The organism is Micromonospora sp. NPDC003197, from assembly GCF_053590565.1.
On sequence record NZ_JBSFTE010000008.1, the window covers coordinates 129,524 to 141,583 of the forward strand.

General features: G+C 69.4%; 14 protein-coding genes. 4 read left to right on the forward strand and 10 right to left on the reverse strand.

Annotated features, from left to right (window positions below):
* Positions 1 to 6: 6 nt before the first annotated feature.
* The 4 genes from ACWDV4_RS11535 to dut form a co-directional block, all read right to left on the reverse strand.
* Entirely contained in the window at positions 7 to 684 is a 678-nt protein-coding gene (locus ACWDV4_RS11535) for a DUF3159 domain-containing protein (RefSeq protein WP_449976984.1), read from the reverse strand.
* A 91-nt stretch (positions 685 to 775) separates the two neighbouring features.
* Positions 776 to 1,156 carry an OB-fold nucleic acid binding domain-containing protein gene (locus ACWDV4_RS11540; RefSeq protein WP_449976986.1) on the reverse strand — a complete coding sequence of 127 codons (381 nt, stop codon included), beginning with the start codon at positions 1,154 to 1,156 and terminating at the stop codon, positions 776 to 778.
* A gap of 229 nt (positions 1,157 to 1,385) precedes the next feature.
* Positions 1,386 to 2,063: a DUF3710 domain-containing protein gene (locus ACWDV4_RS11545; RefSeq protein ID WP_449977209.1), complete on the reverse strand. Its 678-nt coding sequence runs from the start codon at positions 2,061 to 2,063 to the stop codon at positions 1,386 to 1,388.
* Between the two features lie 79 nt (positions 2,064 to 2,142).
* Entirely contained in the window at positions 2,143 to 2,628 is a 486-nt protein-coding gene (dut, locus tag ACWDV4_RS11550) for a dUTP diphosphatase (protein WP_449976989.1), read from the reverse strand.
* Between the two features lie 83 nt (positions 2,629 to 2,711).
* Here dut and ACWDV4_RS11555 point away from each other — a divergent pair, with 83 nt between their 5' ends.
* A complete protein-coding gene (locus ACWDV4_RS11555) occupies positions 2,712 to 3,212 on the forward strand; it encodes a DUF3093 domain-containing protein (protein ID WP_449976991.1) in 501 nt (166 codons plus the stop codon).
* Positions 3,213 to 3,286: 74 nt separating this feature from the next.
* Here the strand turns inward: ACWDV4_RS11555 and ACWDV4_RS11560 are convergent, their stop codons facing one another.
* Both ACWDV4_RS11560 and ACWDV4_RS11565 read right to left on the reverse strand, forming a co-directional pair.
* The gene (locus ACWDV4_RS11560; RefSeq protein WP_449976993.1) at positions 3,287 to 4,165 is read right to left on the reverse strand and encodes a hypothetical protein; all 879 of its coding nucleotides are present in this window, start codon (positions 4,163 to 4,165) and stop codon (positions 3,287 to 3,289) included.
* A gap of 169 nt (positions 4,166 to 4,334) precedes the next feature.
* Positions 4,335 to 4,631: a DUF4193 domain-containing protein gene (locus ACWDV4_RS11565; protein ID WP_449976996.1), complete on the reverse strand. Its 297-nt coding sequence runs from the start codon at positions 4,629 to 4,631 to the stop codon at positions 4,335 to 4,337.
* 439 nt (positions 4,632 to 5,070) lie between these two features.
* On the opposite strand from ACWDV4_RS11565, the gene ACWDV4_RS11570 reads away from it, so the two are divergent.
* Entirely contained in the window at positions 5,071 to 5,586 is a 516-nt protein-coding gene (locus ACWDV4_RS11570; RefSeq protein ID WP_449976998.1) for a LytR C-terminal domain-containing protein, read from the forward strand.
* 122 nt (positions 5,587 to 5,708) lie between these two features.
* On the opposite strand, the gene ACWDV4_RS11575 is transcribed toward ACWDV4_RS11570, so the two are convergent.
* Positions 5,709 to 6,536, reverse strand: coding sequence for an inositol monophosphatase family protein (locus tag ACWDV4_RS11575; protein WP_449977212.1), 828 nt, complete (start codon positions 6,534 to 6,536; stop codon positions 5,709 to 5,711).
* Positions 6,537 to 6,823: 287 nt separating this feature from the next.
* Between ACWDV4_RS11575 and ACWDV4_RS11580 the strand changes: the two genes are divergently transcribed.
* Both ACWDV4_RS11580 and ACWDV4_RS11585 read left to right on the forward strand, forming a co-directional pair.
* Positions 6,824 to 8,416 carry an RNA polymerase sigma factor gene (locus ACWDV4_RS11580; RefSeq protein WP_449976999.1) on the forward strand — a complete coding sequence of 531 codons (1,593 nt, stop codon included), beginning with the start codon at positions 6,824 to 6,826 and terminating at the stop codon, positions 8,414 to 8,416.
* 244 nt (positions 8,417 to 8,660) lie between these two features.
* Positions 8,661 to 8,894, forward strand: a complete 234-nt coding sequence (locus tag ACWDV4_RS11585) for a DUF7455 domain-containing protein (protein WP_036374862.1) — start codon at positions 8,661 to 8,663, stop codon at positions 8,892 to 8,894.
* Between the two features lie 120 nt (positions 8,895 to 9,014).
* Here ACWDV4_RS11585 and ACWDV4_RS11590 read toward each other — a convergent pair whose 3' ends face one another.
* From ACWDV4_RS11590 to ACWDV4_RS11600, 3 genes are all read right to left on the reverse strand, one after another.
* Positions 9,015 to 10,739, reverse strand: a complete 1,725-nt coding sequence (locus ACWDV4_RS11590) for a DEAD/DEAH box helicase (RefSeq protein ID WP_449977002.1) — start codon at positions 10,737 to 10,739, stop codon at positions 9,015 to 9,017.
* Positions 10,740 to 10,997: 258 nt separating this feature from the next.
* Complete coding sequence (locus tag ACWDV4_RS11595) at positions 10,998 to 11,750, reverse strand: trimeric intracellular cation channel family protein (protein ID WP_449977004.1); 753 nt, start codon at positions 11,748 to 11,750, stop codon at positions 10,998 to 11,000.
* Between the two features lie 40 nt (positions 11,751 to 11,790).
* Entirely contained in the window at positions 11,791 to 12,027 is a 237-nt protein-coding gene (locus ACWDV4_RS11600) for a DUF3039 domain-containing protein (protein ID WP_449977007.1), read from the reverse strand.
* Between the last annotated feature and the right edge of the window lie 33 nt (positions 12,028 to 12,060).

Sequence of the window (12,060 nt, forward strand, 5' to 3'; positions counted from 1 at the left end):
TACGCCTCAGCCGGCAAGCGGGGTGGGCATCGTCCGGGTGACTCGGCGCACCGTCCAACCGGTGATCGCCAGCAGCAGGGCGTACGGCGGATAGCCCAGTGCCAACCGGGCAATGCCCAACGCCGTATCCATGTCCGCCAGGTAGAGGCCCGCCTGCACCCCGACCTTGGCCAGCCAGACCACGCCCCACAGGACGGTGAGCCAGGTGAAGGTGCGGACCAGCCGGGGATCCTGCCGCCAGTGCGAGCTGCCACCGGCCATGAGCACCGACCAGAGCCAACCGACCAGCGGCTGACGGATCGCGGCCGAACCCAGCAGGGCTAGTCCGTAGCCGATGCCGTAGAGGATGCCGGGTAGGTGGAAGTCCTTCTCGCTGCCGGTCTTCCAGGCGATCACCGCACCGACGCCGATACCGAACAGGCCATTGATCGCGTGCCGAATGGGCCGGCGCTGGATCAGCCGTACTACGGCGATCCCCACCGCGACGGTGACCGACGCGATGAGCGCCGGGCGCAGCTCGGTCAGAATGTTGACCAGCACGAAGACGGCTACTGGGATACTCGACTCGGCCAGCCCGCGCCAGCCGCCCAACTGCTCGGCGACCTGCTCGGCGATGGTAGGTAGCGGTGCCTCGTCCTTCGGATCGGCGTCGACCTCGGCGTCCCGATGCTGTCCGGTCGTCATCTGCACCTCTCCCCTGCGCTGGTCGTCTCCCCCACCATGCGGCGGCCGAAAACCTGGTGGCTGAATGCGGGTCGGTGGGCCGTCGGCGCCGTCACCGGGGCATCTCCAGCTCGTAGTACGGGTTGTAGATGACCTTACGGTCGTCCCGCACCGCCACTCGGCCCCGAGCGGTCAGTTGCCGCCCCGGCTCGATGCCGGCGATGTGCCGCCGGCCGAGCCAGACCAGCGTCACCACGTCACTGCCGTCGTAGAGGTCGGCCTCCAGCGTGGGCAGATTGGTACGCGGCGTGTAGACCACCGTGCGGAGCCGCCCGGAGATCGACACCACCTGACCCCGCTGACACTGCCCGGCCGGCGTGCCGCCGGACTCGGCGCTCTCCCGCCGCAGCTCCTGCGCCTCGATCTCGGCCTCGCTCGCGGTCAGTCGCTGCAGCATCCGCCGCAGCGACACCCGAGCCTCGTCGGTCGCCATGACCTCGGTGTCACCCTTTCCCGGCGCGACCCACCCTTGCTGGCGCGACCCGCAACTGCCTGGCGCGACCCGCAAGTGTCGCCGCGCCCCGCAACTGCCTGGCGCGACCCGCAACTGCCGGCGCGCCCGATCCGGCCCGGCCCCGGTGGGACCGTGCCGAAAGCGTACGCCGAACGGCCGGCTCCGCGCAGTGGCACCTGCGGGGCCGGCCGTGGACGGGGGTACGGAATCAGATCGCGCCACGCGGACGCGGTGATGGTTTGTCACGATGCGGGGTCTGATGTCCGGAGACCATGCCGTTGACCGGAGCAGCGGTCGGTTCCTCCTCAGCAGCCGGAGCGGCCTGCTGGGCCATCTCCCGGGGCAGCCGCAGTGGCAGCGGCTCCCGCACCGGCTTCGCCTCGTTGCCCCGATCGACCACCAGGCCGGCCAGACACTCACCGAGCGGGCCTGCCGCCGCCGAACTGCTCGCCGCTGCGCCCTGGTACACCCCGCGCACCATCCAGCGGGGCCCGTCCACACCGACGAACCGCAGTTCGGTCGGGCCGTCCGGGGTGTTGACCCGGGCCAACAGTTCGACGCCGTACTCGCCGTCGGTCTCCTGCGTGACGGCGCCTTCCTTCGTCAGGGACGTACGAATCTCGTCGCGTACCTCGTCCCAGATCCCCTCTGATCGGGGAGCGGCGAAGACCCCCAGTTGCAGGGCGCTCTCCCCGTGCACCAGCACGACCTGCTGGATCACGCCGTCGGGGTCGGCCTGGACCCGAACCTCCACTCCCCCCACCGCCGGTATCCGCAGGCTGCCCAGATCGAGCCGCTGCACGTCGGGTGCCGACTCGGTGACGTCGTACGGGCCGCGCCCGGCAGACTCCGCCCCGACCTCGTCGTCGTGGGCCACCGAATCGATGTCCGGCTGCCCCGACCGGGCCTGCCGCCCGGAGTCACGGCGTCCTCGGGAGAAGATCACTTTGCCCGCCTTCCGTATCTCAGCTCTTGTCGCTCGCGCCACGTGGCGTGAGCAGGTCCGCGTGCCCACCGGTCGATCCGTGTCCGCCGACGCCCCGAGAGGAGTCGGGCAGCTCGTCGACGACATGGAACCGGGCCCGCTCCACCCGCTGCACCACCAGTTGGGCGATCCGATCACCACGGGAGATCTTCGCCGCGTCGACCCGATCATGGTTTATCAGGTTGACCAGGATCTCGCCACGGTAGCCGGCGTCGACCGTACCGGGGGCGTTGAGCACCGTCACGCCCAATCGCGCGGCGAGTCCGGATCGCGGGTGCACCAGCCCCACGAACCCGTCCGGTAGCGCGATCGCCACACCCGTGCGGACCAGCATCCGAGCACCCGGTGGAAGCTCCACATCCTCGGCGGACACCAGATCGGCCCCAGCGTCACCCGGGTGGGCGTACGCCGGCAGCGGCAGATCCGGGTCCAGCTGCCGTACGGACACAGGCACGTCGTGAGTCACGGTCTCCTACTTCCATCCGGGAATTCGGTGGTCGTCCCCATCCTGCCGGGTACGACCACCGCGCCGCGCCGTACCCTCGGAGGGTGACACCGTCCCGCTCTCAGTCCACCGTAGTTTCGACCACACCGGCCACCTCCGGGTACGCCGAACGGCTACGTCTGCCCTGGTGGGCATGGCTGCTTGGGATCGGCTTCGCCGCCTTCATGGCGGCGGAGATCTGGATGGGTGCGCCTGGGCTGCGAGCCTGGCTGCCGTTCACGATCCTGCTGCCGCTGACCGGAATCGGCCTGTGGTGGCTCGGTCGGATCAGGGTCGCCGTACAGGACGGTGAGCTTCTGGTCGACGATGCCCGGCTGCCGGTCCGGTTCGTCGCCGACGCCATCGCGTTGGACGCGAACGGACGGCGCGAGGTGCTGGGGGTGGGTGCCGATCCGCTGGCATTCGTCGTACAGCGCCCGTGGGTGCCTGGTGCCGTACAGGTGGTCCTCGACGACCCCGCCGATCCCACGCCGTACTGGGTGGTCAGTTCGCGCAACCCGGTCCAGTTGGCCGCAGCGATCCTCGCCGCCCGAGACGCCGCCTGACCACCCGAGACGCCGCCGGATCCCACGTCCATTAGCCCGCACCGGGCCCGCGTTCTGGCGGGCCCGGACGCCGCTCAGCGGTCGTTGACGACCTGCCCGATGGTCGCCCCACCTGGCCCGGTGACGCCGGCCGCACCGATCACGCCGACTGCACCGATGATGCCGGGCGGACCGGCGGCCTCGATGCCGGAGCGACCGCGCAGTTCCGTACGGATCTGGTCGCCCAGCTTCCGGGTCGCGCGACGGTTGAGGTAACTCGCGACGGCCGCACCGGTGAGGAATGGCCCCAACGTGGTCAGGTTCCGACCGAACCGGCGCAGCAGGGTCTCCCGCAGCTCGTTGCGGGCCGCCGTTCCGAGCACGGTGCCCACCCCGACCCCGGGCACCATCGGGTTGATCCCACGTTGACTCGCCCAAGAGTGGATCATGCTGGCAGCACGCTGGGTGCCGCTGCCCGGGAAGCGTACGCCGTAGACCTCGTGCAGTTCGCCGACTAGCTTGATCTCGATCGCGACTACCGCCACCGTCTCAGCGGCCAACAGCACCGGCGCCGACAGCAGAGCCGGGGTGGCCGCCCATTTCACCGCTGCCACCCCGCCACTGGCGGCACCGATTCCGGCGGTGGCCCGGGCGGCGTTGCGGATCAGCCGCTCGGCGAGCGCGTCGTCGTCGAGGCCGTCGAAGTGCCGACGTAACGTCTCTCGGTCCCGGATCGGGATGTGCGGCACGATGTCGCTCACCGTGTCGACGAGCCAGCGGATGGCTGCCTTTGGCTTGAACAGGTCACCCAGCCCACGGCCACGCACCTGACCGATCAGGTCATGCAACAGCCGCCGCCGTTGGGCCTGCCCCAGCTCACCGTCACTGAGAGCGACGACGGTCGCGCCTAGGTCCCCGTCGACCCCAGTCGACACCGCGGGTGGGGTCTCCGGCTTCCCATCGGGCCCATTCATGGTTGACCTCCAGCACGAATCGCTCCGGAGCACGTCGAGGCTGCCGGATCGCGCCGTCCAGCATCGAGCTGCCTGAATCAAGTCAAGCAGCTCGACACCCCCCGCGCATGCCGAGTCGGTTGCGGCGACCTCCACCGTTGAGGCCGCCGCACGAGCCCCCCACTAAGAATCAGGCGCACTCACGACAAATCAGATCGCCATTACGCTCAGTAGCGAGCTGACTGCGATGATGTACGAGGAAGCAACGTCCGCAGCGGAACTCGTCCGACTGCATCGGCAGCACCTTTACCGTGAGCTCCTCATCGGCCAGGTCGGCGCCCGGTAGCTCAAAGCTCTCGGCCACCTCGGCCTCGTCGACGTCCACGGCGCCGGACTGTGAGTCGACCCGCCGTGCCTTGAGCTCTTCCAGGCTGTCCTCGCCGAGGTCGACCTCGTCGCGACGCGGGGCGTCGTAGTCGGTGGCCATCGGTTTCACTCTCCCATATCGATATAGTCGCTTCCGGTTGTAACGCCGGACGACACTGTTTCGGTTCCGCTGGCCGGCCTTCTTTTTTCCGGACCTGCACCCCGACCTGTTTCAGCCGGGTCACATCCGCCAGAGAACCTCCCCCGGCGAGCGCGGTACCTTACCCCCCTCGGGCAGGGCATGTATACCGCCCTCGTGGCATGGTTGTACGCCCGAGCGCGCGGAGTTGTTCCCAATGTGACTCAGGCGACACGAAGATAGGGGCAGGAGTAAGCCGATCGCTGTCGGCGCGCCGGCACCATCGGTGGTTTCCACACAACGAACCGGCACCCGCTAGCCTCAGCGGCATACGTGGTAGCCGGCACAGGCGGGCGTACCCCGCCCCCGGCAGCCAACCATCACACTGCATGGGGAGCCCCCGAATATGAGCTTTGCGCGCGTGCGAGCGCTCGTTGTCGTCGGCGCACTGGTGGTGCTCGCCCTGGTCTTCGTCGTGGTCGCACTCGTGCGGGACACCCAGAGCGGACGAGCCGGGGCAGAGGGGTGCCCGGACGGGTACGTTCTGGTCGACGTCGAACTGAGGATGGCCCAGGACGTCAAGGTCAACGTCTACAACGCGACCGACGAACCAGGGCTGGCGGGCAGCGTCGCCGATGATTTCCGCAACCGCAAGTTCCAGGTGCTGAAGTCCGGTAATGAAAAGCCCGTGGATGCGGTCGCGGTGCTGCGGTACGGCCCCAAGGGTGTCGGTTCGGGACATCTGCTGCGTGCCTACTTCCTCAACGAGGCGACGCTGCAGTTCGACCCGAAGCGCGAGGACGACGTGGTGGACGTGGTGATCGGCGGCCGGTTCCAGCAGCTGGCCACCACGACCGAGGTCAACCAGTCGTTGGGTGAGATCGGCGGCCGGCCGGAACTGCCGGCGGGCACCTGCGCCGCTCCCAAGGACAAGTGAGCTAGCCAGTCAGCCGGGGGGTCGCCACGACGCGATCCCCCGGGCCGACCAGGTCATGATCCATCAGACTCGGCCCGGCCGGCTCACGGCCCCACCAGCGGCACCCAACTCCGCCGGCCGGCTCACGGCCCACCAGCGGCATCCAACTCCGCCAGCCGGTCGTGCAACGGCTCGAAGAGCGCTGGTGGGGCAGCGATGACCAGGGCGGGACCGGGTGGGGCACCGGCCAGACCGGCGACCTGCAGCCCGGCCTCAGCAGCGATCAGCCCGCCTGCGGCAAGGTCCCAGGCGGCCAACCCCTTCTCGTAGTACGCGTCGACCGCCCCCTCGGCGGCCAGGCACAGGTCGAGCGCTGCGGCACCGAAGCGGCGAATGTCCCGAACCTGCGGAATCAGCCGAGCCAGTACCGCCGCCTGATGGGCCCGCCGGCCCGCGTCGTAGCCGAACCCGGTGGCGATCAGGGCCTGTCCAAGATCTGTCTCGGTGGAGCACCGCAACCGCTGACCGGCACGGAATGCCCCGCCGCCCCGGGTGGCGGTCCATTCGGCTCCGGTCGCCGCGTTCCGAACCACCCCGGCGACCACCACGCCGTCGATCTCCGCCGCCAAGGAAATCGCGTACTGGGGTAGACCGTAGAGATAGTTGACGGTGCCATCGATGGGGTCCACGATCCACCGCACCGCACCTGGGGCGGCGGGCTGGTCGGAGCCGCCGGAGTCGCCGTACTCCTCGCCAAGGACGGTGTCCTGCGGGCGGGCTGCCCGCAGGGCCGCCACGACCTGACGCTCCACCGCCCGGTCCGCCGCTGTGACCACGTCGGTCTTGGTGCTCTTCGTGGTTACCCCGGAGACCCCCTCGGCCCGCATCGACCGCGCAGTGTCGGCCGCGTCACGCGCCACCCCCAGTGCGACTTCCAGCAGTTCGGCCGGTGTCGGCCCGGTGCCCAGCATGTCGTCCCCTTCCCGCACGCCTACGGCATGACGAGCCGGGCGCGAGTATCATCCTTACAAAGTCCAGATTCGCTTCGAGTCGGCGGCCCTGGCCGCCTCTCTGGCGTGCGGCGGGGGATGATCGCCGCAGACGGCGTTACAATTCACGCCTACCCACGCGCCACGGACCGCCGACGACCGGCCGGCCCGCGACACGAGGGTCCTCAACCACATCGGCCCGGCACGACGCCTAGCGCTGCGCTGGCCGATCACGGCCGTGCTCGCTCATCGCCTCCGGAAGGTCATTCGTGACAGAACCCCGCCACGCCGGCGTCGACGTACGCTCGCTCACCGACACTCTGATCGCCCACGCGCAGAACGCTGGCGGCCAGCTCACCTCGGCCGAGCTTGCACGCACGGTCGAGACCGCTGAGGTGACTCCGGCCCAGGCCAAGAAGATCCTGCGCGCGCTCTCGGACGCGGGTGTCACCGTCGTCGTCGACGGCTCGGCAAGCACTCGCCGCCGGGTCGCGGCCGCACGATCGGCCACGCCAGCATCCCGCGCGACCACCGCCAAGACCACCAAGAAGGCCTCCCCCCCGGCCCCGAAGCAGGCATCGGGCGGGGACGAGGCGGTTCCGGCCCGCAAGGCCGCACCGCGGAAGGCCAGCGCGACCGCTGGGGTGGGCGCGAAGTCCACCGAGGCGGCCGCCAAGGCCCCCGCGAAGGCCACCCGCGCCAAGTCCGCTGCTCCGGGCACCGGCCCCGCCAAGGCGACGAAGGCCACCAAGGCCAAGAGCGGGGAGCCCGGCGTCGACGGGGACATCGATCCGGAGGAGCTTGCCGCCGAGATCGAGGACGTCGTCGTCGAAGAGCCGGCCGAGCTGACGCAGGCGGCCGAGGCCGGCGGCACCGACTTCGAATGGGACGACGAGGAGTCCGAGGCGCTCAAGCAGGCCCGTCGGGATGCTGAGCTGACCGCGTCGGCCGACTCGGTCCGGGCCTACCTCAAGCAGATCGGCAAGGTCCCGCTGCTCAACGCCGAGCAGGAGGTCGAGCTGGCCAAGCGGATCGAGGCCGGGCTCTACGCCGCCGAGCGGTTGCGCGCTGCCGACGAGGGCGAGGAGAAGCTGGTCCGGGAGATGGTCCGGGACCTGGGCTGGATCTCGCGGGATGGCGAACGGGCCAAGAACCACCTGCTGGAGGCGAACCTGCGGCTGGTGGTCTCGCTGGCCAAGCGCTACACCGGGCGGGGCATGGCCTTCCTCGACCTCATCCAGGAGGGCAACCTCGGCCTCATCCGCGCCGTCGAAAAGTTCGACTACACCAAGGGCTACAAGTTCTCCACCTACGCCACCTGGTGGATCCGCCAGGCCATCACCCGCGCCATGGCCGACCAGGCCCGCACCATCCGCATCCCGGTGCACATGGTCGAAGTGATCAACAAGCTGGGCCGAATCCAGCGCGAGCTGCTCCAGGACCTGGGCCGCGAGCCCACCCCGGAGGAGCTGGCCAAGGAGATGGACATCACGCCGGAGAAGGTGCTGGAAATCCAGCAGTACGCCCGGGAGCCGATCTCACTCGACCAGACCATCGGTGACGAGGGCGACAGCCAGCTGGGTGATTTCATCGAGGACTCCGAGGCTGTGGTCGCGGTCGACGCGGTCTCCTTCTCGCTCCTGCAGGACCAGCTCCAGCAGGTGCTCCAGACCCTGTCCGAGCGTGAGGCGGGCGTGGTACGCCTCCGCTTCGGGCTCACCGACGGCCAGCCCCGTACGCTGGACGAGATCGGCCAGGTATACGGCGTGACCCGGGAACGGATCCGGCAGATCGAGTCGAAGACGATGTCGAAGCTGCGCCACCCGTCCCGGTCGCAGGTGCTGAGGGATTACCTGGACTGATCCGTTTGGTCAACCAGTTGTGCCACTTTGATCACCAGGTGTACAACTGCTGATGGTGATCGGCCGGTTTCGCACCGGCGATCGTTGACGTGGCACCCTGGGTGCACGGCACACTGTGCCTACCATGTGTGACCTCGGTCCCCCGAGGGCACACTGGGAAGGCCGCACCCCGCCGGGGTGTTGCACGATAGGTGAGCAATGACCGAAGAAAGTGTTCATCGGTGACGACCCGAGGAGGAAGGCGATGACCCCGACCCTCACGCCGCCGCCCGAGACGGTGGCTCCCCCAGCCGCCGATGAACGGTGCGACCGCTGCAATGCTGCTGGCAAGCTCCGGATCACTCTGGCGGGTGGGAGCGAGCTGGTGTTCTGTGGGCACCACGCGAACAAGTACGCCGAGGATCTGGTGAAGATCACCGTACGGTACGCGACCGACCCGGAGTTCAGCTGGCGTGGCGCCGATCTGATGGCGAACTAAAGATAGACATAGTTGACCGGAGGTACCCACTTGGGTGCCTCCGGTCAACTATGTCCGTACCAGCAACTACCAGGTAAACCGCCCAGGCAGCCCATTCAGCGCCCAGCCGGCCGTACGGCCTCAGAGGCTCTGTACGGTGGCAATCCGTTCCTCGAGCTGCTCGATGGTGGCCTGAGCGCTGGGCGGACCACCACACAACCGGCGCAGCTCAGCGTGGATCTTGCCGTGCGGCAAGCCGGTGCTGTGGTGCCGGGCCGCGACGAGGGTGTTGAGCTGCCGCCGCAGCGCCACCCGCCGCTCCGCAGCGCTACGGGGGGCAGCCGGCTCGCGGGGCGCTGGCGGTGCCGACTCGTTGTTCCTCCGCCGCCGCTGGGCCGCCAACTGCTCCGCTTGCCGCTTGTTGAGCAGCAACGCCACCTGATCGGCGGTCAGCAGGCCCGGCAGGCCCAGGTATTCCTCCTCCTCCGGGGTGCCCGCCTGGGCGGCCGTCCCGAAGGAGGTGCCGTCGAAGATGACCTGGTCCAGTTCGGCGGTGGCGGACAGTGCCTCGAACCGCTTCTCCAGCTCCCCGCTCGCCTGCTCGTTGCGTTGCGCCCGCTCCAGCAGGTCGTCGTCGAACCCCTCCCGCTTCTTCGCCGCCCCGAGTACGTGGTCGCGTTCCGCCTCCAGCTCGCTGGCCAGCCCGAGCAGGTGCGGCACGCTGGGCACGAAGACCGACGCGGTCTCGCCGGGCCGTCGGGCCCGGACGAAGCGACCGATCGCCTGCGCGAAGTAGAGCGGCGTCGAGGCGCTGGTGGCATACACACCGACGGCGAGCCGAGGAATGTCGACGCCCTCGGAGACCATCCGGACCGCCACCAGCCAGCGCTGCTCGGAGGCAGCGAAGGCGGCGATCCGGGCCGAGGCACCATCGTCGTCGGAGAGCACCACGACGGCCTTCTCCCCGGTCACCCGCTCGATCAACCGGGCGTAGGCCCGGGCAGCCTGCTGGTCACTGGCGATGATCAGGCCACCGGCATCGGGCATCCCACCCGAGCGCAGCACCTGTAGCCGCGCGTCGGCGGCCCGGAGCACCTGGGGCATCCAGTCCCCTGCCGGGTCCAGCGCGGTCCGCCACGCCTGCCCGATCAGATCCTGGGTCATCGGCTCGCCCAGCCGAGCCGCTAGTTCGTCGCCGGCACTGGTCCGCCACCGGGTCTCCCCCGAGTAGGCGAGAAAGATCACTGGGCGAACGACACCGTCGCGTAGCGCGTGGGAGTAGCCGTACACCGAGTCGGCGCGGGAACGCTGGAGGCCGTCCTGGCCCCGCTCGTACTCCACGAACGGAATCGGGTTGTCGTCGGACCGGAACGGCGTCCCAGTCAGCATCAGCCGCCGTACGGCCGGCTCAAACGCGTCCCGGACCCCGTCACCCCAGGTACGCGAGTCACCGGCGTGGTGGATCTCATCGAGGATGACCAGGGTGCGCCGGGTCATGGTGCGCCGCCGGTGCACGTGCGGGGCCATTCCGACCTGGGCGTAGGTGAGCACCGCGCCGTGGAAGTCGGCCGACGAGTGCAGGTCGGAGTTGCGGAACGCCGAGTCGAGTTGGATGCCCACCCGGGCCGCCGCCTGTGCCCACTGCGTCTTGAGGTGCTCGGTGGGCGCAACGACGGTGACCGCCTCGATCGTGCCGTCGACCAGCAGCTCGGCGGCGATGCGTAGGGCGAAGGTGGTCTTGCCGGCGCCGGGGGTGGCGACGGCCAGGAAGTCGTCGGAGCGGCGGCGCAGGTATTCGACCAGGGCCTTACGCTGCCACGCCCGCAGCGCCGGGAAGGAATCTATCGACGGTGGCGAGGCGGCCATGCGAACTCTCCTCCTCAGCCCGAAGGGCGACGATCACGGCGGACTGGCGGCAGCCGGTTCGGAAGCTCGCACAAGCACGACCCTCACCGCTGACCGGACCGGTCACCAGGTCCACGAAAACGCCTCCGCGACCGGTGGCCGGCGAAGGCCGTCCCAGCATAACCAGGAGTCGCCTTCGACCCCAGCCGACACCAGCGCCCCGCAGGTCGCCCGGTGCGTCGCCCGGGGGAACTACCAGGTCATCCAGCTGGTCACCGGTCAGCCGGGCGGCCGTCGCCGGTGCCACCGGGAGAGCTGGGCATCGGTCGAGCGCTCCGCTACGCCGGTCGGCAGCGTCTTCCCGCGCCTCTTGCCCGGGCGGGGTACCCGCCAACCGTCCGGAACCGAAGCTGACTCACGGAGGTTGGCCACCGGGGCCGACCAACTTCGGCGTAGGGCGACCAGACGTACGACGAAGACCAACACCGCCGCCCCGACCAGCGGGACCGGTCCGGTGACGCCGGCGTAGTCCACGGCGGCCACCGCAACCGCCCCGACGAGCGCCGCCACCGCGTAGATCTCTCGTCGTAACACCACCGGAATCTCCCCGGTGAGCAAATCCCGACCGAGGCCACCACCGATGCCGGTGAGCATCCCGATCAGGCAGGCACCGACGGGCGGCACGTCGGCCGAGAGCGCCTTGAGCGTGCCGGCGACGGTGAACAGACCCAGTCCCGCCGCGTCCAGGACCAGTACGGTGGTCCGCAGCCGGGCCAGTTGCGGGTGTAGCCAGAACACGGCTGCGGAGGTGACCACGGCGGTAGTGGCGTATCGCCAGTCGGCGAAGGCCAGGGGCGGCACCTCGTTGATGGCAAGGTCTCGGAAGATCCCACCACCGAGCGCGGCGACGAACCCGACGAAGATCACGCCGAAGAGGTCGAGTCGCTTGGCCACCCCGGCCGAGGCGCCCGAGGCGGCGAAGACGGCGACACCGGCCAGGTCGGCCAGGAGCAGGGCGGTGGAGGTGGTCACCGCCGAAGGCTACGCAGCGACTCGCGGGGCCCGCACGGGCTCAGCCCTTCATCGAGTCGTAGATCTCCTTGCACTTGGGGCAGACGGGTGAGCCGGGCTTGGCCGCCTTCGTGACGGGGAACGTCTCGCCGCAGAGGGCGATCACGAACGTGCCCATGACCGCACTTTCGGCGATCTTCTCTTTCCGGACATAATGAAACATTTCCGGCCCGGTGTCGGCGTCCTTCTGCTCCGGACGCTCAAGAACCTGTGTGCTCACGTCTACACCTCCGGTCATCCAGTTTGGCAGGTCACTAGCGCACGGTCCACC